The following is a 22,192-nucleotide window of genomic DNA, read 5'->3' on the forward strand; positions in this document are numbered from 1 at the left end:
GACCGGACCGGCCCGGAATGCGCGCCGACTGTCATCCCGGACGGCGCAGGGCTGGGTAGCGGCGGCATGCCCGACGGCAGCGGCCCGGCGGCCGACATGCGCGTGCGGGCCGGCGTGGTGCATCACGCGGCCCGCACTTCGCTCGTCTTCCGCTCACCCACGGCGGCCGGGCATCGGCCGCCGACTCCCCGGGGGGGCTGGAAGGCGGGACGTTCCACCCTGTTCGGCCGGGCATCGGTCGCTGTTCGCCGGGTGGACCATCCTGTTGTTGCTTTGAGGAGCGCTTCTCCCGGGGATACGTACACCCGGGGCCGACGGTTCTCAGATTTTCTCCGCGAATTCCCCGGCGGCGGTCTGCGCGGCGGCGAACAAGGAACCGTCGGGTTCGGTCAGCTCGCCGCCGACCCGACCGTCGATCAGCTCGCGGGCCAGGTCGGCGTGCCCGGCGTGCTGAGCGGTCTCCACCACCATGTGCACCAGCAGGACCGCCAGGGTGGTATGCCGGCGCTCGGCCGGCCAGTGTGCGACCAGCCCCGGCGCATCCAGGTCCAGTTCGGTGATCGTCCGGTCCGCGTGTCCGGCGGCCCGGCGGTACAGCGCCATCAGGTCCGTGGCGGACTCGTCGGGTGTGGCCCACATATCCGCGTCGTGCCAGATGGACCCGTCGTCCACCCACGGCAGCCGCTCCGGCCAGGGGCGACCGAACGCCTCGACGAAGTAGCCGTATTCCACCCCGGCCAGGTGTTTGACCAACCCCAACAGGTTCGTGCCGCTGCCGACCACCGGCCGGCGCAGGTCGTACTCGCCCAACCCGACCAGCCGAGACAGCAGATGCGTGCGGGCACCCCGCAGCCGGCGGTGGAGTTCGACCTTGACGTCGGTCAGCGCCGGAACCGGTTGATCGGGGGCAGCTCGGCGACCTGATGGGCGACCCGCATCCCGAAATCACGTTGCAGGTCGAGCAGGGTCTGCATCATGGCGAAGTAGCGCTCGGCGAGCGCGATCGGGTCGAACAACCCGGCCGGGCCGGCCGGCTCGGCCGATGGAGCCGGGGTGGTCGGCCTCGGTGCCGCCTGGGCCTGCGGTGGTAGTTCGGGCGCGGCCGGTTTGCCGTTCAGCCACGTCATCGGCGGGTCCGCCGGCGCGCTGCCGGTGAACAGACCCTCCAGGTTCGGCCTCGTCATACCGCCACCTCCAGTCGGCGCTTGGCGCCGCCCTTGCGGGCCTTCATCGCTGCGAGCACCTCGTCGGCCAGCGCCGCGTAGTCGGCGGCCAGTCCCTCGGCCGAGGAGTTGCGGCTGAGCAGGCTGTCGCGAGTCTGCGCCGGCGCCCCCTCCCGCAGCCGGGACAACCGCTTCTTGGTGTCCGACCGGTGCAGCTCGGTCAGCTCGTGCGGGAGCAGGCCGCGGCTGCGCATGTCGACGGCCGCGCTCTCCAGGTACCGGATCGAGGTCGGGAAGACCGGCGCGGCATCGCCGAGGGTCTCCTCCAGCGCGGTCCGCACCCGACCGATCATTCGGGTGCTGCCCGCCCGGACGCCGAACAGGACGACGCCGAGCAGGGTCAGCTCCGGGTTGACCGTGCGGGCGGCGGCGAACCGCTGGGCGACGACGACGAGCCCGTCGAGGCTGGCTTCGTCGGATCGCGTGGGAATGATCAGGAAGTCGGCGGCGCCGAACACCAGCTCCTGCAGGATCGGCTCGCCCGGCGGGGTGTCGATCAGCACGACGTCGTAGTCGCCCTTCTCCGAACCCTTCTGCTCCGGCCTGACCTTGTCCAGCGCGGGCTTGAGGCCAGGCAGGGTGGCGCCGCGCGCACCACGGGCGGTGAACGCCGGCGGGACGTCCCAGAGGGCCGGTCCGCCCGGCACCACGTCCAGCCGATCCCGCACGCCGCGCTCGACCTCCAACGGCATCCCATGCGTGATGGCCAACGACAGGTTGCCGCCGTCACCGGACGGATAGCCCAGGTCCCGGGCCAGATTCGCCTGCGGATCGGTGTCCACCACCAGCACCCGGGAACCGCCGGCGGCGAGCTGGCCGGCCAGTCCGGCGGTCAGCGTGGTCTTGCCGACCCCGCCCTTGCCGTTGGCGATCGCGACGACTCGTCGCATGCCGCACATCCCTTCGTCGGGTGCCGTCGTTCGCAGGTCAGTGCGAATCGTCCCGTCCGGACCGGGTTGCGCTGGAGTGCCACGCCGGGGCCCGTCCACATCGGACCGCTTCAGGGTATCGACTGACCCGGGGTCGGCGACAGGGCTCGAACCGAGGGCTCTCGGGCGGCGCGGTGACCGAGGCCGGCCACGCTGGTCGGTACTGCCGCCGGCGGCCGGGCATCGACCGCCGGGAACCGGCGTGCTGCAACGTGGTCACCGCCCGCTCCGGCCGGGCATCGGCCGGGACTTCCGGTGCGGTGACTCTTGTTCGGTGAGTCGCTCGTGGGTACGTACCGTGACGCGATTCGGTTCTCGCCCAGGTAGACCGTCCGACGGTGGGCAACTCATCGGCCGGTGTGGTCGTCCGCGATCAGATCTGTTCCCAGGGATTGACCAGGACCAGGTCCAGCCCGCCGAAGTCGCGCGCATTCCTGGTCGCGAGAGCGCAGCGGTGCACTGAGCAGATCGCCGCAATCATGCCGTCCTCGACCGAGAGCGGCGCTCCCGCCTCCCGTCGACGGACGGACAGCCGGGCGTAGGCGTGCGCCGCACGCTGGTCGTAGGACAGAACGTTGTCGCGGAACTGGTCCAGGGTCTGCTCCATGGCGACTGTCAGCTGATCTCGCCGCCGACCCGGTGGCAGCCGGGCCAGCCCGACCAGGAGCTCACCGACGGTGATCGCCGTGGTGCCGATTTCCGCTTGGCGGCCGATCCACCGGAGCACTCCCGGATCCGGCCGGGGCCGGAGCGGCTCGGACAGCACGTTGGTGTCGAGGACGATCACGACACGTCGGCGTCCCGAGGCATGCTGCGCTCGGGCAGGTCGAGCTCGACGCCGCCGACCCCGGCTGCCATCGCGAGCCAGGCCGGTCCGAATCCGTCGTCACCGACGGCCGCGGTCAGGATCGCGCGCGCCTCCGCCTCCATGGAACGGTTGTTGGCCGCCGCGCGCTGCTTGATCTTTCGTTGCGTCGTGGGCGACAGGTTGCGCACGGTGATGGTAGCCACTCCGACCTCCATGGTTGCTGTCAATGCTAGCGGTCGGGCCGGATCCGTCGCCATAACGGCCCCTGCTGGTCGACCAGCCCGTGCAGCTGCAGCACCGCCAACGCCCCGAGCACCGCGGACACCGGCAACCCCGACTCGACCACCAGGTCCTGCACCGAGATCGACCCACGCGCCGGGAACGCGTCATACACGCGCGCCGTCTCCGGCTCCAGCCCGTCCGTCGGATGCCGCGGATCCTCCCCCGGCACCGCCCCGTCCCCCGCCCCCATCACCGCACCGGACGCCGAACCCACCGCCGCCAACACATCGTCCGCACCGGTCACCAGCTGGGCGAACCGATCGGCCAGCAGCAGATGACAGCCCACCGACATCGCCGACGTCACCGGACCCGGCACCGCCATCACCACCCGACCCAGCTGTTCGGCCGCCGCCGCCGTCGACAGCGTCCCCGACCGCCGCCCCGCCTCGACCACCACCGTGCCCGCCCCGAACGCCGCGATCAGCCGGTTCCGCACCAGGAACCGATGCCGCGCCGGCACCGTCCCCGGCGGGTACTCGCTGACCACCGACCCGAACCTCGGGATGAAGTCCAGCAACTCCCGATTCGCCTCCGGATACGCCCGGTCGATCCCGCAGGCCAGCACCGCCACCGTCACCGACCGGCCCGCGCCGGCCGATCCCGGCGCGCCCGCGACCACCGGGCGGATCACCTGCAACGCCGACCGGTGCGCCGCCGTGTCGATCCCGAACGCCGCCCCGGACACCACCGACCACCCGGCCCGGGCCAACTCGTACGCCACCTCCCCCGCCACCCGTGTCCCGTACGGGCTGCTCGCCCGCGACCCGACCACCGTCACCGCCCGATCCGGCAACCCGGCCAACGGCCGCCCCCGCACGTACAGACCCAGCGGCGGACCCGAACCCCGCACCCCCCGGCCGACCGCACCGGTGAACGAGGACACCGCCGCCACCGGCCATTCCGCGTCGTCCGGACCGATCAACCGCGCCCCCACCCGCCGCGCCGCCACCAGATCCGCCCGCGCCCGAGCCACCAGCGCCGCCGGATCCACCCCGTCCACCCGGGCCGCCGTCGCCGACACCACCGCCCGCGGCGCCCGCCGCGCCAGCACCGCCTGCCACGCCGCCACCGGACCCTGCGCCCCGACGAACCGCGCCACCGCCGCGCACGGCGGCTCACACACCCGCAGCAACCCGGCCAACGCCACCCGCGCCTCGTCACCCGCCGCACCGTCCGGTGCGGCCGCGTCCGCCAGCGGACTCACAGCGTTTCCCCGCACCGCAGCGCCAACGCCGCGGCCACATCCGCCGTCGACGGCACGTCCCGCCCGGCCAGATCCGCCACCGTCAACGACAACCGCAACACCCGGTCGAACCCGCGCCCGGTCAACCGCCCCGACCGCACCGCACGTTCCAACAACTGCGCCTCCGCCTCGCCCGGCGACCACATCCGCCGGACCACCGACCCCGGCACCGCCGCCGTGCACCGCCATGACGTGTCCCGCCACCGATGCGCCGCCCGTTTCCGCGCCAACACCACCCGCTCCGCCACCACCGCACTCGACTCCCCCTGCCCCACCGCCGCTGTCAGAATCGACGGGGGCAAGGCCGGCAGATCGATCCGGATATCGATCCGGTCCATCAACGGCCCCGACAATTTGTTCAGATAGTTCCGCCGCTGCACCGAACCACACCGGCAATCCGCATCACTGGCCGCCGCACACGGACACGGATTCGCCGCCAGCACCAACTGGAACCGCGCCGGAAACCGCACCACCCCGACCGCCCGCGCCAACAACACGGCCCCCTCCTCCAACGGCTGCCGCAACGCATCCAACGCCCGCCGCTCGAACTCCGGCGCCTCGTCCAGGAACAACACGCCGTGGTGGGCCAGACTGACGCTGCCGGGCCGGATCTGGCCCGAGCCACCGCCGATGATTGCCGCCTGCGTCGCCGAGTGATGCGGGTCGATGAAGGGTGGGCGGGTGATCAACGGGGTCTTCTCGTCGAGCAGCCCGGCCACCGAGTGAACGGCGGTGACCTCGAGGGCCTCCTCGTCGTCCAGCGGCGGCAAGATCCCCGGAAGCCTCGCCGCCAGCATGGTTTTCCCGGCGCCCGGTGGTCCGAGCATGGCCAGGTGGTGGCCACCGGCCGCGGCGATCTCCAGCGCCAGCCGAGCCTCGGGCTGACCGAGCACGTCGGCCAGATCCGGCACCTCCGCGGGCGGCGCCGTGTCCGGCGCGACACCCTTGATCATGCCGTGGTTCTCGCCCGTCAGGCTGGCGACGAGGTCGGCCAGGGTATCCGTCCCCCACACCGTCATGCCGGTCGCCAGCGCCGCCTCGGACAGGTTGCCCAGGGGGACGATCGCGCGCTTCCGGCCGGCCGCCCGGGCGGCCAGCAACGCCGGCAGCACGCCGCGCACGGGCCGCGTCGCACCGTCCAGGCCGAGTTCGCCGATCAGCACGGTGCTGCCCGCGGCCGTGCCGGGCAGCGTGCCGGCGGCGGCGAGAACCGCTATGGCCAAGGCGATGTCGTATCCGGCGCCGCTCTTGCGCAGCGCGGCCGGGGACAATCCCAGGGTGATCCGCCGGTCGGGCCACTTGTAGCCGGAATTGACGATCGCGGCCCGGATCCGGTCGCGGGACTGGACGATCGCCTGATCGGGCATGCCGATGACCGCGGTGCCGGGCAGGCCGGCGGACAGATCGGCCTCGACGGCGACCAGCTGCCCGACCAGCCCGGTGAGGCCGATCGACCAGGTGCGCGCGAGCGTCATCAGAACGCCTGCGCCCGATGCTCGATCCGGGCCGGTCCGCCCGGCGGGAGGAGCACGCCAACCACGTCGAACCGCATCGCCGGATACGACCTGATCCGGTTCTCGGTCAGCCAGAGCAGGCCCAGCCGCCGCAACTTTCGCCGCTTGCCCTGGGTGACCGCCTCGAACGGCGTGCCGTAGCCGATCCCGCTGCGCGTCTTGACCTCGCAGAAGATGACGGTGTCGGCCGTGGCGTCGGTCGCCACGATGTCGAGTTCGCCCTCGGCGCAACGCCAGTTCCGGGTCAGGACCGTCAGTCCCGCCTTCTGTTCCAGGTGCTCGGCGGCCAACTGCTCGCCCCGGCGCCCGAGTTCGTCCTTAGCAGCCACCCGGCCACTGTGCGGCACCCGCGGTCGCGATCAGGGACGGATCCGAAGAATGTGGACAACTTCGAGCCTGGGGACTAACAGCGGGGTCAGTCACCGTCGCAGCACCCCGGGCCTGGTGACCCGGGGTGCTGCGGTCGCTCAGGCCTTGACCAGCGTGCCCTCGTGGGTCACGGTGTCGGCCTCCGGGTCGTCGAACCAGACCCCGCCGTCGCCCAGGTAGCGGAAGCAGATCTCCTGCCCCGCAGGGACTTCCACGCTCACGCTGCGGGTGCCATTGCTGCGCTTGACCAGCTTGTGCACCCCGGGCTGCCAGTCGTTGAAGGTGCCGACCGCCGAGACGGCGCCCGGATGGATCTCATCGGGCAGGACGAACATGACCTTGGAGGTGGTCGCGGACTTCTTCTGTATGCGGATTGTCACTTTGCTTCCATCGGGTACGTCGGGCGCCGGACGGCGCGGGAACGGACGGTCATAGAATACCGTTCCCCGACCCCCCGAATGGCCGCAGACACGATCCGGCAACGAACTCGAAACGTCGCCGCGCGGAAACGTCGCGGAATTCATGATCCATTTCGACGGAAACGGGTCCAGATATCGTTGTCACCCGATGGGCATCGATCACCCGATCCGGGCTTCCTCCGCCCGTTCGGCCTATCGACAAATCGGACAGGGGCGAGCAGGCTCACGAACCGTGATGCGCCGCCTCCTGACCAAGCTCCTCGTCGTCGCGGGCGTCCTCGCCGCCGTGCTGGTCGCCCGGGCCGGCCGCCGCCGGGACGGGTCGCCATCACGCGCCGGACCTGGTTGCCCTGGGCGATTCGTTCGCCGCCGGGGCCGGCAACCACGCCCTACAGCGACGACGCCTGCGCGCGATCGAAGTCATCGGCGTACGCGGAACGGCTGGAACAGTTGCGGCTGGTGACCTTGCAGGCGTTCCCCGCCTGCAGCGGTGCGACGACGGCCGTCGAGGGCGCCTGCGCAACTCGACGCCGGATCAGCGCGGATACCGACCTGGTGACGGTGCAGGCCGGTGGCAACGACTTCGGCTTCGGGCTGCTGGTCTATTTCTGCCTGGATCCAGACGGCGCCGACTTACCTGCCATCGCGACCAGGGCTGCCCGACGGCCGCACCGTTCAGGACTCGCTGAGCATATTTCGTTGACCGCACCGTCCACGTTCCGGAAACTCAACGACGCGGTCCAGGCCCGCATCGACACCGTGCACGCCAAGGCCAGGGTGATCGTCGTCGACTACGGCAATCCGTTCCCGGATCCGGCCGGTTACGTCGGACCCTTCTGCCCGTACATGGACCGGGAAGAGCTCTCCGTGGCCGCGGACTTCGCCAACTCGGTCAACGCGGCCCTGAAGCAGACGTCGCGGGCGGCCGAACTTCCGATTCGCCAACGCCGCGCCGCACTTCCGCGGGCTGGATGTCTGCGGCATCTCCACGGTTCCGTGGTCTGGACATTCTTCCGACCCGTTCTTCCGGGGTCGGCGCGCCTCCGCCGGGCGGTGACCCGAGCGGCGCATTCTCCATCCGAACAAGCTGGGCCAGGGCATCTACGCCGCGGTGCTGGCCGGACGTCTGTACTCCTGAGCCGTCACTTCTGACGTCCCTGTCAGGCACAATCCTGGGGTGAAGCCAGGGAGACGTTGGGCGTTCGGCGCACTGCTCACGGCGGCGTGCCTGCTGGCGGGGTGCGCGCAGTCCACCGAGCACCGCCTGGAAGAGGGTGTGGCCGAGGAGATCACCGAGCAGCCGTTCTACGCGCTGCCCGACCCGATCCCGGCCGGCAACCCGGGCGACGTGGTGCGCACCGAGGAGTTGCGGTCCGCGCCGTACGGCACGGTCGCCTGGCGGGTGATGTACCACTCGACCGACGTGCACGGCGCGCCGTTGCTCGCCTCCGCGGTGGTGATCGCGCCGACCGCACCCTGGACCGGCGGCGGCCCGCGGCCCGTGGTGGCCTGGGGTCACCCGACCACCGGGATGGCCGCCCGGTGCGCCCCGTCGACCGGCGTGGACCCGTTCGACCTGATCGAGGGCATGACGAACCTGTTGGACGCCGGCTACGCCGTGGTCGCCGCGGATTACCCGGGGATGGGGGTCGCCGGGCCGGACTCCTACCTGGTCGGGGCCACGGAGGCGAACTCCGTGCTGGACGCGGTGCGGGCGAGCCGGCAGCTGGCCCCGACCGGCGTCACGACCTTGAGCGACGTGCTGTTGTGGGGGCATTCCCAGGGCGGTCACGCCGTGCTGTTCGCCGCGCAGCAGGCGCCGAGCTATGCCCCCGACCTCCGGCTGACGGCCGCGGCGGTGGCCGCGCCCGCCACCGAACTGGGCACCCTGCTCGACGACGACATCGGCGACGTCTCCGGGGTGTCGCTGGGCTCGTACGCGTTCCAGACCTATCAGAGCGTCTACGGCTCGACCATCCCGGGCCTGGCCCTGACCCAGGTCCTCACCGACGACGGCGCGGCAGCCACCCCGCAGATGGCGGACCTCTGCCTCATCGGGCAGAACCGCGAGTTGCACGACATCGCCGGTCCGCTGGTCGGGAAGTACCTGAGCAACGACCCGGCGACCACCGAGCCGTGGGCCGGCATCCTGCAGCAGAACACCCCGGGCAACGCGCCGATCACGGTGCCGCTGTTCGTCGCCCAGGGCCTGGCCGACCAACTGGTCCATCCGGCGGCCACCGAGCAGTTCGTGACGCAGCAATGCGGCAAGGGCACCCACGTGGTCTTCAAGGAAGTCCCCGGCGCCGGGCACGGGCAGATCGCCCTCGACGTGGTGCCGGACGTGCTGGCGTTCTTCGCCGCGGCGCGGGCGGGTACCCCAACCCCGAGCACCTGCTAGCTCGCCCGCAGCCACCGCTCGAACGACGGATTGCACAGGCAGGCCGGCGACCGCTTCTGCCGGATCAGGGTGATCGCCTCGTCGGCGGTCATGCCGTCGAGAACCAGCGCCCGAGCGGCTACCAGGCTGGACCGGTTGAGCCCGGCCTGGCAGTGCACCAGGGTCGGTGCCGTTCGCCGGCAGGTGTTGACCCAGGTCGCGATGGCGTCGACCTGGTCCATCGCCTGGTCGGTCTGGTCGTACATCCGGATCTCCAGGCGGGAGTCCAGCTCGTGGTGGACCGTGTACTTCTCCCACGGGTAGAGGGAGACGAGATGCTCGATGAACTCGGGCAGCACCAGCCCGTCCTCGCAGCCGCCGAGCCAGAGGTTGCCGGTGATCTCGCTGATGAACGGCACGTCGAAGGGCAGCAGGCCGTGCGCGGACACCCCGACCATCCGCTGCCGCCGGGGGTCGAACTCGATGTCGATCCGCGACGGGTCGATGCTCACTCGGTGATCCTGAAGACGGAGAACCTCATGACGCGAACTCTGCCAGGCCGGCCAGCAGTCGGTCCACGTCCGCGTCGTCGTTGTACGGGGCCAGACCCACCCGCAACCCGCCGCCGTCGCCCAGCCCCAGGAACCGCGATGCCTCGATCGCGTAGAACGAGCCGGCCGGCGCGTTGACGCCCCGTCCGGCCAGGAACCGGTAGGCCTCGTCCGCCGACCGGCCGGCGAAGGTCAGCAGCAGGGTCGGCGTGCGCCGGGCGGCGCGGGAATGCACCGTGACGCCGGGCAGCTGCGCCACCCCGGACTCGATGCGCCGGCGCAACCGTTCCTCGTGCTCGTCCACTGCGGCCATCGCGGCCAGCAGCTGCTGCCGGCGGTCGCCGGCCACCCGGTGCGCCTGGCCGGCCAGCGCGGCCAGGAAGTCCACCGCCGCGGTGGTGCCAGCCATCAGCTCGTAGGGCAGGGTGCCCAGTTCGAACCGCTCGGGCACCGTATCGGTGGACGGCAGCAGCTTGTCCGGATGCAGCGTCTGCAGCAGGTCGACCCGGCCGGCCAGCACCCCGCAGTGCGGACCGAGGAACTTGTACGGCGAGCAGACCAGCAGGTCCGCCCCGAGCTGCGCCTGGTCCAACGGGGCGTGCGCGGCCGCGTGCACCGCGTCGACGTAGGTCAGCGCGCCGGCCTCGTGGGCGGCGGCGCAGATCGCGGTCAGGTCCGGCCGGGTGCCGAGCAGGTTGGACGCGGCGGTGACGGCGACCAGCCGGGTCCGGTCGGTGAGCACACTCGCCACGGCGTCGACGGGCAGTTCGGCGGTCGCCGCGTCGAACTCGGCCCACCGCACCGTCACCCCGGCCCGCTGCGCGGCGATCACCCAGGGCCGGATGTTGGCGTCGTGGTCGAGCCGGGTCACCACGATCTCGTCACCGGGCGACCATGTCGCGGCCAGGGTCCTGGCCATGTCGAAGGTCAGTGCGGTCATGCTCCGGCCGAAGACGATGCCCCCGGCGTCGGCACCGAGCAGGTCGGCCATCGCCGCGCGGGCGGCGAGCACGGTGTCGTCGGCGACCCGTTCGGCCGCCGTCACCCGGCCCCGGTTGGCGATGCCGGCGGTCATCGTCGAGGCCACCGCGGCAGCCACCGCGTCGGGCACCTGGGAGCCGCCCGGACCGTCGAAGAAGGCGATCGGCAAGCCGGACCCGGACCGCAGGGCCGGGAACTGCGCCCGCAGCGCCTGGACGTCGATCACGACGGGTTCACGTCAGAACTGGTCGTCGCCGGGCAACCGCAGGTCCGGTTTCTCCAGCTCCTCGACGTTGACGTCCTTGAACGTCACCACCCGGACGTTCTTGACGAATCGGGCCGGCCGGTACATGTCCCAGACCCAGGCGTCCGACATCCGCAGCTCGAAGTACATGTCACCGTCGGGATTGCGTACCTGCAGGTCGACCGCGTTGCACAGGTAGAACCGGCGCTCGGTCTCCACCACGTAGGAGAACTGGCCGACGATGTCCCGGTACTCCCGATAGAGCTGCAGCTCCATCTCGGTCTCGTACTGTTCCAGATCCTCAGCGCTCACGCCGACCCCTCGCTCACGAGAACATCATCCTCTCGGCCAACTGCTCCCCGCACGGCAGCCGCCAGCTGCGCCGGTGCATCGCCGACGGCCCGTGCTCACGCAGCGCGGCGACGTGCTCGGGGGTCCCGTATCCCTTGTTCTCGGCGAACCGGTAGACGGGGTAGGCCGGCGACAGGTCGGTCAGGATCGCGTCCCGTTCGGTCTTGGCCAGCACACTCGCGCCGGCCACCGCGGCGCAGGTCAGGTCGGCCTTGATCCGCACGTGCACGGGTGGTCCGACGACGTCCTCGGCGGGCTCGCGCAGGTAGTTGTGGTTGCCGTCGAGCAGGACCGCGTCGACCGGCCCGGACAGCGCGGCCAACGCCCGCCGGCCGGCCAGCCGCAGCGCGGCGATGATGCCGATCGTGTCGATCTCGTCGGCGCCCGCGTGCCCGACGGCGTATTCACCGACCCAGCGGCGCACCGGCCCGACCAGCCGCTGCCGCTCCACCGGGGTGAGCAGCTTGGAGTCGGCCAATCCGGGCGGCACGCGGCGCACCGACGGAGTCACCACCACCACGCCGACCGTCACCGGGCCGGCCAGCGCGCCCCGGCCGACCTCGTCCATCGCGGCGAGCCGGATCACCCCGTCCCGCATCAGCTGCTTCTCCAGCCGAAGGCTCGGCCGCCGCACGGCGGCCATCAGGGCCCCCATCCGGCATCGAGGTCGGGCGAGGAGATGGTGCCCCACCGGGACGGCGGCATGACGATGAACACCGCCTTGCCGATGACGTTGTCGACCGGGATCGGACCCTGACACTGGGCTCCGCTGCCGGCCGGCATCCCCTGGCACTGGTAGGACGAGTCGGCGGAGTCGGAGCGATGGTCGCCCATCACCCACAGCTGGCCGTCGGGAACGGTCACCGGACCGAAGCAGCGCCGCGACATCTGGGTGGTGGTGCAGTCGAGCTGGCCGGGGATGAACTCGATCGGCTCGTAGATGTACGGCTCGTTCAGGGAGTGCCCGTTGACCGTCACGTTGCCCTGCGCATCGCAGCATTGAACCGTCTGCCCGCCGGTCGCGATGACCCGTTTGACGTAGTCCTTCTCGTTCGGCGGGGCGATGCCGACCACCGAACCGAGGGACTGCAGCACCTGCCCGAACCAGTTGGACGGACCCGGGATCCGGGCCTCCGGCGCCCACGACGGCGGCCCGGAGAACACCACGACGTCGCCCGGTTCGGGTTCGCCGAAGTCATAGACGATCTTGTTCGCCAGGATCCGGTCACCACCGGACGACACGCCGTGCAACGTCTGTTCCATCGACCCGGACGGGACGTAATAGACCTTCGCGATGAAGGTCTGGATCAGAAACGTCAGCGCGAACGCGATGACGATCAGAATCGGCAGCTCCACCCAGAACGGGCGCTTCTTCTTCGGCGGCCTGGCCGTGGGCTCGTCCGCCACTGGGTCAGCCTGATCGGCCGAGTCGGCCGATTCCGGCGAGTCCGACACCAGGACCGGGTCCGGTCAGCGACCTTCGCGCTTTTCCTTGATCTTGGCGGCCTTACCGCGCAGGTCGCGCAGGTAGTACAGCTTGGCCCGCCGGACGTCGCCCCGGGTGACCAGCTCGATCTTGTCCAGGTTCGGCGAGTGCACCGGGAAGGTGCGCTCCACACCCACCCCGAAGCTGATCTTGCGCACGGTGAAGGTCTCGCGGACCCCGCCACCCTGGCGGCGGATCACATGGCCGGCGAAGACCTGGACCCGGGACCGGTTGCCCTCGATGACCTTGACGTGGACCTTGACCGTGTCGCCGGGCCGGAAGTCCGGGATGTCGGACCGCAGGGAGGCGGCGTCCAGTTCGTCCAGGGTGTTCATGTGGAATTCCTCAAATCACAAGTCGGCAGGGCAACCGCTCCATTGTGCCAGAGCGGGACCCTGATCATTGAATCGGCAGGTCGGGTCGGTTCTCGGTCGTACGGCGCCGCGATTCCTCACGCCGCCAGGCGGCCACCGCGGCGTGGTCACCGCTGGTGAGCACCGGCGGCACGGCCAGTCCCCGGTACACCGGCGGCCGGGTGTATGACGGCGCCTCGACCAGTTGCTCGAGCGGACCGCTGAACGAGTCGTCGACCGCGGAGTCCGGATTGCCCAGCACGCCGGGCAGCAGCCGGGTCACCGCCTCGATCATCACCATCGCGGCGACCTCGCCGCCGGCCAGCACGTAGTCGCCGATGGTCAGCTCCCGCACCGGCATCCGGGTGGCCGCGTCGACGACCACCCGCTGATCGATCCCCTCGTACCGGCCGCAGGCGAACACCAGGTGCTCACCCAGGGCCAGCTCGGCGGCCACCGGCTGGGTGAACCGGCGCCCGGCCGGCGTCGGCACCACCAGGACAGCACCGGATGTCGCGGCGGGATCGACCACTGCGTCGAGCGCCCGGCCCCACACGTCCGGCCGCATCACCATCCCGGGCCCGCCGCCGTAGGGGGCGTCGTCCACGGTGCGGTGCCGGTCGGTCGTCCAGTCCCGCAGGTCGTGCACGCCCAGCTGCACCCGGCCGTCGTCGATCGCCCTGCCCAGCAGTGACTCGCGCAACGGCGCCAGGTAGGCCGGGAAGATGGAGATGACGTCGATCCGCATGAAGGATCCTCAGCCGAACATGCCGTCGGGCGGCTCGACGACCAGGAACCCGCCGGCCAGATCGACGGTGGGCACGAGTGCGCGCACGAACGGCACCGCTTCCTCCGTCCCGTCCGGCCGGCGGACCAGCAGGACCGGGGACGCCGGTGGATGCCAGACGTCGATCACCTCGCCGAGAGCCCGGCCGTCGGCGTGCCGCACGGCCAGCCCGACGAGCTGGTGATCGTAGAACTCGTCCGGGTCGTCGACCTCGGGGAGCGTTTCCGCGGCAACGCTCAGCGCGGTGCCGCGCAGCGCCTCGGCGGCGTCCCGGTCCTCGACGCCTTCGAACCGCAGCACCAGAGCGCCGCCGGATCGGCGCCGGGCCGCCACGGTCAGCGGACCCCGGTCCGAATCCAGCACCGAGCCCGGCGCGAACCGGGTGTCGGGGTCGTCGGTCGACACGGCGACGGTGACGTCGCCGCGCAGCCCATGCGGCCGGCCGATCCGGCCGACCATCACATCAGGCATCGGAGGATCGGGCTCTATCTATCAGTGTCGACGACGTCGACCCGGATCCCGCGGCCGCCGACCGCGCTCATCACGGTGCGCAGAGCGGTAGCGGTGCGCCCGCCACGACCGATGACCTTGCCCAGATCGTCGGGGTGCACCCGGATCTGCAGCGTGCGGCCCCGACGGCCGGTCGTCATCTCGACGCTGACGTCGTCGGCATGGTCGACGATGCCCCGGACCAGATGGTCCAGGGCGTCCTCGAGCATGGTCACGACGCGTCGGCGCTCTCGGTCGCGGCCTCGTCGGCGGGAGCCTCGGCCTTGGCCGGGCGACGCCGCGCGGTCGTCGCGGAGTTCCCGTCGTCCGAACCGACGGCGGCGATCGCGGCCTCGTACAGCGCGCGCTTGTCGGCCTTGACCGGCTGCGGCTTCAGGGTGCCCTCGGCGCCGGGCAGACCCTTGAACTTCTGCCAGTCGCCGGTCACCTTGAGCAGGCCGAGCACCGGCTCGGTCGGCTGCGCGCCGACCCCCAGCCAGTACTGCGCCCGCTCCGAGTCGATCTCGATGACGCTGGGATCGGCCTTCGGCTGGTAGAGGCCGATGTTCTCGATGGTCCGGCCGGCGCGGCGGGTCCGGGAGTCGGCGACGACGATGCGGTAGTGCGGCTCACGGATCTTGCCGAAGCGAGCGAGTTTGATCTTGACTGCCACGGTGCTGCAATGCTCCTTGCGGATCGGTGCGGGGGGCGGGTTCTGGTCCGCGTGGGGCAGCGGTCCGAACACACCAATGGCGGCCGCGACCGGTGAGAGGGTCCGCTGCGCGACCGTAACCGGGTCAGTGTAGTCGATGGGAGCGCGCCGCCGCGCCGACGGTGCCCCGCACCACCCGACCGGCCCGGATGATCACGGCCGGCCGCTGCAACACGGACGGATCGGCCACCGGGTCGTCGGCGAAAACGACCAGGTCGGCCGGCGCGCCGACCTCGGTGCCCGGTACCCGCATCCACTGCCGGGCCTCGTGCGCGGCGGCGGCCAGCGCCCGGCGCATGCCCAGCAGCCGCCCCATCGCGATCACCTCGTCGGCGATCCGGCCGTGCTCGATGAACCCGCCGGCATCGGTGCCGGCGTGCACCGCGATGCCGGCGTCGACCGCGGCCCGGACCGTCTCGTGGTTGCGCGCGTACAGCTCACGCATGTGCCGGGCGTAGGCCGGGAACCGCGTCGCCTGCTCGGCGAACGCCGGGAAGTTCTCGATGTTGATCAGCGTCGGGACCAGGTGGGTGCCCTGGGCGGCGGCGGTGGCGATCGTCTCGTCGGTCAGCCCGGTGCCGTGCTCGATGCAGTCGACGCCGGCGGCGAGCAGGCCGGGCAGGGCATCCTCGCCGAAGACGTGGGTGGTGACCCGGCAGCCGGCGGCGTGGGCCAGCGCGACCGCCTCGGCCAGCTTGTCCTCCGGCCAGAGCGGGGCCAGGTCGCCGGCGCCGCGGTCGATCCAGTCGCCGACGATCTTGACCCACTGCCCGCTGCCGTAGGCGACCTGCCGGGCGACCTCGGCCGGCAGGTCGTCCGGATCGTCCAGATCGACGCCCAGGTCCCTGATGTACCGCTTGACGAACGCCACGTGCCGGCCGGCCCGGATCAGCACGGGCAGGTCGTCCCGGTCGACCAGCTCGCCGGTGTCCACCGGCGATCCGCAGTCCCGCAGGGCCAGCGCCCCGGCCTGCAGGTTCGTCAGCGCCTGCTGCTCCGCCTCCGCGATCGTGGCCGGGCCGGTCGGCGAATAGCCGACATGGCAGTGCGCGTCGACGAAGCCCGGCAGCACGAACCCGGTGACGGTGACCGCGCCGGCAGCGGCTCCATCGACGATGCGGCCGCCGGAGACCGCCAGGTCGACCGGCTCGCCGGTGGCCGGGTCGGTGCCGCGGACCCGCAGGTCCGGGCTCACTGCTTGGGGAACTTGAGCTTGCTCGGGTCGAAGTCGCCGGGGAACTGGTCCAGACCGGGGAGCCCGCCGGGCGCGGCCCCACCCGGCGCGCCCATCCCGGGCGGCAGCGCCCCCATGCCGGGGAAGCCGCCGGGCATGCCCTTGACCTTCGGCGGGGTCGGCCCGCGCCCGGTCGAGCGCTTGCCCTTGCGTCCCTTGGCCGCCTTACGGTTGGACGGGCGGCCGCCGAGGCCGAACCGGCCGGCCATCGACGACATCATCTTGCGGGCCTCGAAGAACCGCTCCACCAGCGCGTTCACCTGGGAGACGGTGGACCCGGACCCCTTGGCGATGCGCTGCCGCCGGGACGCGTTGATGATCTTCGGGTCCTGCCGCTCCGCGCGCGTCATGGACTGGATGATCGCGGCGGTGCGGTCGATGTCCCGGTCGTCGACGTTGGCCAGGGCCTCCTTCATCTGGCCGGCGCCGGGCAGCATGCCGAGCAGGCCGCCGATGGGACCCATCTTGCGGATCATCATCATCTGGTCGAGGAAGTCGTCGAGGGTGAACTCGTTGCCCGCCATTTTGGCGGCCATCGCCTCGGCCTGGTCGGCCTCGAAATGCTGCTCGGCCTGTTCGATCAGGGTGAGCATGTCGCCCATGCCCAGGATCCGGGAGGCCATCCGGTCCGGGTGGAAGACGTCGAAGTCGGCCAGCTTCTCGCCGGTGGAGGCGAACATGATCGGCTGCCCGGTCACGTGCCGCACGGACAGCGCGGCGCCACCGCGGGCGTCGCCGTCCAGCTTGGTCAGCACGACGCCGTTGAAGCCGACGCCGTCGCGGAACGCCTGCGCGGTGGTGACCGCGTCCTGGCCGACCATCGCGTCGAGGACGAACAGGATCTCCTGCGGCTGCACCGCATCACGGATGTCGACGGCCTGCTGCATCATCTCGGCGTCGACGCCGAGCCGGCCGGCGGTGTCGACGATGACCACGTCGTGCAGCCGGACCCGGGCGTGGTCCACGCCGCCGCGGGCCACCGCGACCGGATCGCCCACCCCGTTGCCGGGCTCGGGGGCGAAGACCTGCACGCCGGCCTGCTCCCCGACGATCTGCAGCTGGGTGACGGCGTTGGGCCGCTGCAGGTCGGAGGCGACCAGCAGCGGGGTGTGCCCCTGTCCCTTGAGCCACAGCGCCAGCTTGCCGGCCAGGGTGGTCTTGCCGGCGCCCTGCAGGCCGGCCAGCATGATCACCGTCGGCGGGGTCTTGGCGTAGGTCAGCCGCCGGGTCTCGCCGCCGAGGATCGCGACGAGCTCCTCATTGACGATCTTGATGATCTGCTGGGCCGGATTGAGCGCGGCGGACACGACCACACCGGTCGCACGTTCCTTGATCCGGGCCACGAAGGCGCGGACGACCGGCAGCGCCACGTCCGCCTCGAGCAGTGCGACGCGGATCTCGCGGCAGGTCTTGTCGATATCGGCCGGGGTCAGCCGGCCCTTGCCCCGAAGGTTGGTGAAGACCGACGAGAGGCGATCGGACAGGGTTTCGAACACGGTGCGATCCTATCGGCCGTAGAGATGTAGTAGAACTGCTACATGTCGTCCTACACATCTGTCGAAGTGTCAGGCCTGGCGATGCGGTACGGCACCAAGGACGTGCTTCATGGCGTCGACTTCACCATCGCCCGCGGTGAAGTCCTGGTGTTGCTGGGCCCCAACGGTGCGGGCAAGACCACCACCATCGAGATCCTGGAGGGTTTCCGGACCCCGTCGGCGGGCACGGTGCGCGTGCTGGGCGAGGATCCGACCCGGGCGAACGAGGCCTGGCGGGCCCGGATCGGGGTGGTGCTGCAGTCCTGGCGGGACCACGGCCGGTGGCGGGTGCGCGACCTGCTCGACCACCTCGGCGGCTTCTACGCGCCGTACAGCACGCCCGATCGACCCCGGCCCTACCCGACCGACGAGCTGATCGAGATGGTCGGCCTGACCGGGCACCGGCGGGCCAAGGTCGCCACCCTGTCCGGCGGTCAACGGCGCCGCCTCGACGTGGCGATCGGCATCGTCGGCCGGCCCGAACTGCTGTTCCTCGACGAACCGACCGCCGGGTTCGACCCGGCCGCCCGCCGCGACTTCCACGACCTGGTGCACCGGCTGTCCGACCTGCAGGACACCACGGTGCTGCTCACCACGCACGACCTGGACGAGGCGGAGAAGCTGGCCGACCGCATCCTGATCCTGCATCACGGCCGGATCGTCGCCGACGGCAGCGCCGAGGCGCTGGCCCGCCAGGTGGCCGGCACCGCCGAGGTGCGCTGGACCCAGCACGGCGTCCGTCAGGTGCACGCCACCGACGACGCGACCGGCTTCGTCCGCGACCTGTTCGCGCACGAACGCCCCGAAACCGGCTCCATCACCGACCTGGAGGTACGCCGGCCCAGCCTGGAGAGCACCTACCTGTCGATGGTCGCCGACGAAGCCACGCCGAGCCCGGAGGTCGTCCGATGAATCCCGTGCACTGCGGCCTGCGCCGCGGACGCGTCGAGTTCGCCAACAGCGTGCGGGCCGGCCAGGACATCGCCTACTACGTCATCGTGTCGCTGATCGTGCTCGTCGTGCTCTGGCTCAACCGCGACACCACCCTGCCCGACACCGACGTCTCGGTGGCGCTGTTCATGCTGCCCGGCCTGCTGGCGCTGCAGATCGTGTTCTCCGGGGCCTACGGGATGGCCACCCAGCTGGCCACCGAACGGGAGGACGGCACCCTGCTGCGGCTCAAATCGATACCCGGCGGAATGACCGGGTACGTCGTCGGGCAGATGCTGCGGACCACCCTGGAGATCGCGTTCAGCATGGCGATCGTGCTGATCCCTGCCTTCTTCTTCATTCCGGGCCTGACCGCGAACGGGCTCACCGGCTGGATGGAGGCGATCGGCTTCCTGCTGCTGGGCCTGCTCGCCGTGCTGCCGCTGGGGTTCGCCATCGGGTCGGTGTTCAAGAGCCCGCGGATGGTCGGCGGCTGGGGAATGCTCGTGATGGGCGGCATCATCTGGGTCTCCGGCATCTTCTTCCCGCTCGCCCAGATGGCCGGCTGGGCGCAGGTGCTGGGCCAGCTCACCCCGACCTACTGGCTGGGGCTGGGCCTGCGCTCGGCGCTGCTGCCCGAGGCCGCGGCCGCCGTCGAGATCGACGGCAGCTGGCGGACCCTGGCCGCGGTGGGCGTGCTGCTGGTCTGGGCCGTCGTCGGGTTCCTGGTGGCCCCGCCGTTGCTGCGCCGGATGGCCCGCCGGGAATCCGGATCTTCCGTCGCGGCCCGCCGGGAGAAGGCCCTGCAACGTGTCTGATGTGCTCCACAACCGGCTCGCGGTGCTGCGCGCCGAGCGCGGCATCACCCGGCGCCAGCTGGCCCTGGCGGTCGGGGTGCACTACCAGACCGTCGGCTACCTGGAACGCGGCGAGTACAGCCCCAGCCTGCTGCTGGCCCTGCGCATCGCCGAGTACTTCCAGCTGCCGGTCGAGCAGGTGTTCGCCACCAAGCCCTTCCCGCGGATCGGTCAGTCCCCCGGTCAGGCGAGCGCCTGATCGATCAGCGCCGCGACCTCCCGCGCCCGCGGCGCGGTCAGCGGCGCCCCGTCCGGGGTCTGCACGTAGAAGACGTCGACCGCGTCCGCGCCCAGGGTGTCCACCCGGGCGCTGACCACGCCGAGGCCGGCGGCGGCGAGCACCGACGACACCTTGTACAGCAGACCGGGCAGGTCGTGGGCGCGAACCTCGATCACCGTCGAGGTGGCGGAGGCGTTCTCGGGCAGCCGCACCTCGGGCGGCACCACCGGCCCGCGCCGGGGCGGAGCCGTCCGGCGGGCCAGCCGGGCGGCCACGTCCAGGCTGCCGTCCAGCGCCCGCACCAGGTCGGCCCGCAGCGTCGCCGCCGCCGGCGCGTCCCCGAACTGCGGCGCGGCGATCCAGGTCTGCAGGGCGTTCCCGTCGACCGTGCGGATCGCGGCCGACCGCACGGTCAGCCGGTGCATCGTCAGCACCGCGGCCGACGCGGCCAGCAGGCCGGTCCGGTCCGGTGCGCAGATCGTGATCCGCAGCGCCGCGGGGACCTGCTCGATGACGATGCCGACCCCGCCGGCCTCGACGAGTTCGGTCTCGACCCTGGTCATCGCCGGCGGCTGCGCCGGCTGCTCCCCGGCCAGCGCCCGCCGGACCCGACCCACCAGGTGCCGGATCTGGCCCGCCCGCCAGGTGGTCCAGGCGGCCGGGCCGGCGGCCCGGGCATCCGACTCGGTCAGTGCCGCCAGCAGCTCGAGGGTCTGCACGTCACCGACCGCGTCGACGATGGTCTGGATCGTCGCCGGGTCGTCCGGGTCGCGGCGGGCGGCCGAGTCGCCGAGCAGCAGGTGGTGCCGGATCAAGGTCACGATGACAGTGACATCAGCGGCGGGCAAGCCCATCCGGCGCAGCCAGGGCACGCACAGATCGGCCCCGACGATCGCGTGGTCGGCGTGGTCGCGCTGGTCCTCCCGCGGCCCCTTGCCGATGTCGTGCAGGATCGCGGCGAGCAGCAGCAGGTCCGGCCGGGCGACCCGGCGGACCAGCCCGGACGCGACGACGGCGGTCTGCATGAGGTGCCGGTCGACCGTGTACAGGTGGATCGGGTCGCGCTGCGGCAGCGACCGCAGCCGCTCCCACCCGGGCAGCAGGGTGGCGATCAGGCCGGCCTGGTCCAGGTCCTCCCAGGCGGCGATCATCGGCTCACCGGCGCCGAGCAGGGACAGAAAGGCGTCCAGGGCGACCGGTGGCCACGGGTCGGGCAGCGGCGGGCACGTGCGGGCCAGCCGCAGCACGGTCGCCGGCGAGACCGGCAGCCCGGCCTGGGCGGCCGCGGCCGCCGCCCGCACCACCAGGGTCGGGTCGCCCGCCGGGTTCACCGCCCGGGCCAGCACCGCCTCACCGGCCTGCTCGACGATGCCGTCGGCCAGCGGGGTGCGTTCGATGCGCCGGGTGAGCCGGCCACCGAGATCGGTGATCGTGCCCTGCGGCCGGGACAGGGCCCGGTCCACCCGGTGCCAGGTCAGGTCGCTGGCGTGGTCGACCGTGCGGGCGATCCCGGCGACGTGCTTGAGCAGGGCGTCCCGGTCGTCGAGCCCCAGTGATGCGGCCACGGCGTCCTGGTCCTGCACCTGCAGCCGGTCCGTCGCGCGGCCGGCGATGGTCTGCACGACGTCACGGACGTCCAGCAGGGCCGACCGGGCCTCTTCCAGCCCCTGGTGCGGGCAGTCGGCCACCCAGGAGGCGGCCACCGCGCGCATCACCACCAGGTCGCGCAGCCCGCCGCGGGACTCCTTGAGGTCGGGCGTGGTGGCGAAGGCCAGCTGCCCGGAGCGATCCGCGCGTTCCTGGCAGGATTCCCGCAGGTCCGCGAGGCGGTTCTTCGCGTCGGACCGCCAGTCGGCCAGGACCCGCCGGTGCAGGGTGGTGGCCAGGTCGGGGTCGCCGGCGATGTGCCGCAGGTCGAGCATGCCGAGCATGGCCGGCAGGTCGGCCCGGGCGATCTGGCGCGCGCCGCCGACACTGCGCACCGAATGGTCGAGCCGGATCTTGGAGTCCCAGATCGGGTACCAGAGCCGCTCGGCCAGCATGCCGGCGTACGAGGCCGGCGTCTCCGTCGAATGCAGCAGAACGAGGTCGAGATCCGAGAAGGGCGACAGTTCGCCGCGGCCGTACCCGCCGACCGCCACCAGCGCGACGCCGCCGACGTTGACCCCGGCGTCCTGGGCGAGTTCACCGAGCCAACCGTCGGTCAACCGCGCCAGGGCCTTCCGCCGAGCCGGACCGGGCACGCCGGTCCGGCTCAGCAGTTGGGCTCGCAACTGCGCGAAACCGCCCGCCATC

Annotated in this window: 27 protein-coding genes; 5 read left to right on the forward strand and 22 right to left on the reverse strand. The window is 71.8% G+C overall.

Annotated elements, in window-relative coordinates:
• Positions 1 to 321: 321 nt before the first annotated feature.
• The 9 genes from ACILSK_RS08695 to ACILSK_RS08735 all read right to left on the reverse strand — a co-directional run bounded on the left by ACILSK_RS08695 (position 322) and on the right by ACILSK_RS08735 (position 6,748).
• Entirely contained in the window at positions 322 to 885 is a 564-nt protein-coding gene (locus ACILSK_RS08695; RefSeq protein WP_395726906.1) for a DinB family protein, read from the reverse strand.
• Positions 882 to 1,184 (reverse strand): hypothetical protein, encoded by a 303-nt coding sequence (locus tag ACILSK_RS08700; RefSeq protein ID WP_395726753.1) that lies wholly within the window; start codon positions 1,182 to 1,184, stop codon positions 882 to 884. The genes ACILSK_RS08695 and ACILSK_RS08700 overlap by 4 nt, the downstream gene beginning before the upstream one ends.
• Positions 1,181 to 2,113 carry a ParA family protein gene (locus ACILSK_RS08705; protein WP_395726754.1) on the reverse strand — a complete coding sequence of 311 codons (933 nt, stop codon included), beginning with the start codon at positions 2,111 to 2,113 and terminating at the stop codon, positions 1,181 to 1,183. Before ACILSK_RS08705 ends, ACILSK_RS08700 begins: the two co-directional genes overlap by 4 nt.
• A gap of 412 nt (positions 2,114 to 2,525) precedes the next feature.
• Positions 2,526 to 2,939: a type II toxin-antitoxin system VapC family toxin gene (locus ACILSK_RS08710; RefSeq protein WP_395726755.1), complete on the reverse strand. Its 414-nt coding sequence runs from the start codon at positions 2,937 to 2,939 to the stop codon at positions 2,526 to 2,528.
• On the reverse strand, positions 2,936 to 3,163 hold the full coding sequence (locus ACILSK_RS08715) for a FitA-like ribbon-helix-helix domain-containing protein (protein WP_395726756.1): 228 nt from the start codon (positions 3,161 to 3,163) through the stop codon (positions 2,936 to 2,938). Before ACILSK_RS08715 ends, ACILSK_RS08710 begins: the two co-directional genes overlap by 4 nt.
• Positions 3,164 to 3,189: 26 nt before the next feature.
• Entirely contained in the window at positions 3,190 to 4,446 is a 1,257-nt protein-coding gene (locus ACILSK_RS08720) for a DNA-processing protein DprA (protein WP_395726757.1), read from the reverse strand.
• The gene (locus ACILSK_RS08725) at positions 4,443 to 5,960 is read right to left on the reverse strand and encodes a YifB family Mg chelatase-like AAA ATPase (RefSeq protein ID WP_395726758.1); all 1,518 of its coding nucleotides are present in this window, start codon (positions 5,958 to 5,960) and stop codon (positions 4,443 to 4,445) included. The genes ACILSK_RS08720 and ACILSK_RS08725 overlap by 4 nt, the downstream gene beginning before the upstream one ends.
• On the reverse strand, positions 5,960 to 6,328 hold the full coding sequence (locus tag ACILSK_RS08730) for a YraN family protein (RefSeq protein ID WP_395726759.1): 369 nt from the start codon (positions 6,326 to 6,328) through the stop codon (positions 5,960 to 5,962). The genes ACILSK_RS08725 and ACILSK_RS08730 overlap by 1 nt, the downstream gene beginning before the upstream one ends.
• A gap of 138 nt (positions 6,329 to 6,466) precedes the next feature.
• Positions 6,467 to 6,748 carry an isoamylase early set domain-containing protein gene (locus ACILSK_RS08735; protein ID WP_395726760.1) on the reverse strand — a complete coding sequence of 94 codons (282 nt, stop codon included), beginning with the start codon at positions 6,746 to 6,748 and terminating at the stop codon, positions 6,467 to 6,469.
• 384 nt (positions 6,749 to 7,132) lie between these two features.
• Here ACILSK_RS08735 and ACILSK_RS08740 point away from each other — a divergent pair, with 384 nt between their 5' ends.
• Together ACILSK_RS08740 and ACILSK_RS08745 are read left to right on the forward strand one after the other, a co-directional pair.
• The gene (locus ACILSK_RS08740) at positions 7,133 to 7,939 is read left to right on the forward strand and encodes a hypothetical protein (RefSeq protein WP_395726761.1); all 807 of its coding nucleotides are present in this window, start codon (positions 7,133 to 7,135) and stop codon (positions 7,937 to 7,939) included.
• Positions 7,940 to 7,964: 25 nt separating this feature from the next.
• Entirely contained in the window at positions 7,965 to 9,188 is a 1,224-nt protein-coding gene (locus ACILSK_RS08745) for an alpha/beta fold hydrolase (RefSeq protein ID WP_395726762.1), read from the forward strand.
• Here the strand turns inward: ACILSK_RS08745 and ACILSK_RS08750 are convergent.
• The 12 genes from ACILSK_RS08750 to ffh all read right to left on the reverse strand — a co-directional run bounded on the left by ACILSK_RS08750 (position 9,185) and on the right by ffh (position 17,851).
• Positions 9,185 to 9,679, reverse strand: coding sequence for a dual specificity protein phosphatase family protein (locus ACILSK_RS08750; protein ID WP_395726763.1), 495 nt, complete (start codon positions 9,677 to 9,679; stop codon positions 9,185 to 9,187). The two genes, ACILSK_RS08745 and ACILSK_RS08750, sit on opposite strands and share 4 nt — an antisense overlap.
• Before the next feature lie 25 nt (positions 9,680 to 9,704).
• A complete protein-coding gene (locus ACILSK_RS08755; RefSeq protein ID WP_395726764.1) occupies positions 9,705 to 10,925 on the reverse strand; it encodes a cysteine desulfurase-like protein in 1,221 nt (406 codons plus the stop codon).
• Positions 10,926 to 10,937: 12 nt separating this feature from the next.
• The gene (locus ACILSK_RS08760; RefSeq protein ID WP_395726765.1) at positions 10,938 to 11,255 is read right to left on the reverse strand and encodes a DUF2469 domain-containing protein; all 318 of its coding nucleotides are present in this window, start codon (positions 11,253 to 11,255) and stop codon (positions 10,938 to 10,940) included.
• A 13-nt stretch (positions 11,256 to 11,268) separates the two neighbouring features.
• The gene (locus ACILSK_RS08765; protein WP_395726766.1) at positions 11,269 to 11,937 is read right to left on the reverse strand and encodes a ribonuclease HII; all 669 of its coding nucleotides are present in this window, start codon (positions 11,935 to 11,937) and stop codon (positions 11,269 to 11,271) included.
• Positions 11,937 to 12,752 carry a signal peptidase I gene (gene lepB, locus ACILSK_RS08770; protein ID WP_395726907.1) on the reverse strand — a complete coding sequence of 272 codons (816 nt, stop codon included), beginning with the start codon at positions 12,750 to 12,752 and terminating at the stop codon, positions 11,937 to 11,939. The genes ACILSK_RS08765 and lepB overlap by 1 nt, the downstream gene beginning before the upstream one ends.
• Before the next feature lie 12 nt (positions 12,753 to 12,764).
• Positions 12,765 to 13,115 (reverse strand): 50S ribosomal protein L19, encoded by a 351-nt coding sequence (gene rplS / locus ACILSK_RS08775; protein WP_395726767.1) that lies wholly within the window; start codon positions 13,113 to 13,115, stop codon positions 12,765 to 12,767.
• A gap of 64 nt (positions 13,116 to 13,179) precedes the next feature.
• On the reverse strand, positions 13,180 to 13,881 hold the full coding sequence (trmD, locus tag ACILSK_RS08780; protein WP_395726768.1) for a tRNA (guanosine(37)-N1)-methyltransferase TrmD: 702 nt from the start codon (positions 13,879 to 13,881) through the stop codon (positions 13,180 to 13,182).
• A gap of 9 nt (positions 13,882 to 13,890) precedes the next feature.
• Entirely contained in the window at positions 13,891 to 14,391 is a 501-nt protein-coding gene (gene rimM / locus ACILSK_RS08785) for a ribosome maturation factor RimM (RefSeq protein WP_395726769.1), read from the reverse strand.
• A 14-nt stretch (positions 14,392 to 14,405) separates the two neighbouring features.
• On the reverse strand, positions 14,406 to 14,639 hold the full coding sequence (locus ACILSK_RS08790; RefSeq protein WP_395726908.1) for an RNA-binding protein: 234 nt from the start codon (positions 14,637 to 14,639) through the stop codon (positions 14,406 to 14,408).
• Positions 14,640 to 14,641: 2 nt separating this feature from the next.
• The gene (rpsP, locus tag ACILSK_RS08795) at positions 14,642 to 15,082 is read right to left on the reverse strand and encodes a 30S ribosomal protein S16 (protein ID WP_395726770.1); all 441 of its coding nucleotides are present in this window, start codon (positions 15,080 to 15,082) and stop codon (positions 14,642 to 14,644) included.
• Between the two features lie 124 nt (positions 15,083 to 15,206).
• Positions 15,207 to 16,316 (reverse strand): amidohydrolase family protein, encoded by a 1,110-nt coding sequence (locus ACILSK_RS08800; RefSeq protein WP_395726771.1) that lies wholly within the window; start codon positions 16,314 to 16,316, stop codon positions 15,207 to 15,209.
• Positions 16,313 to 17,851, reverse strand: coding sequence for a signal recognition particle protein (ffh, locus tag ACILSK_RS08805; protein WP_395726772.1), 1,539 nt, complete (start codon positions 17,849 to 17,851; stop codon positions 16,313 to 16,315). The genes ACILSK_RS08800 and ffh overlap by 4 nt, the downstream gene beginning before the upstream one ends.
• Before the next feature lie 42 nt (positions 17,852 to 17,893).
• Between ffh and ACILSK_RS08810 the strand changes: the two genes are divergently transcribed.
• The 3 genes from ACILSK_RS08810 to ACILSK_RS08820 are packed head-to-tail and all read left to right on the forward strand — an operon-like array spanning position 17,894 to position 19,876.
• A complete protein-coding gene (locus tag ACILSK_RS08810) occupies positions 17,894 to 18,802 on the forward strand; it encodes an ABC transporter ATP-binding protein (protein ID WP_395726773.1) in 909 nt (302 codons plus the stop codon).
• Positions 18,799 to 19,638, forward strand: coding sequence for an ABC transporter permease (locus ACILSK_RS08815; protein WP_395726774.1), 840 nt, complete (start codon positions 18,799 to 18,801; stop codon positions 19,636 to 19,638). The genes ACILSK_RS08810 and ACILSK_RS08815 overlap by 4 nt, the downstream gene beginning before the upstream one ends.
• On the forward strand, positions 19,631 to 19,876 hold the full coding sequence (locus tag ACILSK_RS08820) for a helix-turn-helix transcriptional regulator (RefSeq protein WP_395726775.1): 246 nt from the start codon (positions 19,631 to 19,633) through the stop codon (positions 19,874 to 19,876). Before ACILSK_RS08815 ends, ACILSK_RS08820 begins: the two co-directional genes overlap by 8 nt.
• Here the strand turns inward: ACILSK_RS08820 and ACILSK_RS08825 are convergent.
• Positions 19,861 to 22,191: a [protein-PII] uridylyltransferase gene (locus ACILSK_RS08825; RefSeq protein ID WP_395726776.1), complete on the reverse strand. Its 2,331-nt coding sequence runs from the start codon at positions 22,189 to 22,191 to the stop codon at positions 19,861 to 19,863. The two genes, ACILSK_RS08820 and ACILSK_RS08825, sit on opposite strands and share 16 nt — an antisense overlap.
• Position 22,192: the final 1 nt, after the last annotated feature.

It is taken from the genome of Nakamurella sp., from assembly GCF_044224575.1.
Lineage (GTDB): Bacteria > Actinomycetota > Actinomycetes > Mycobacteriales > Nakamurellaceae > Nakamurella.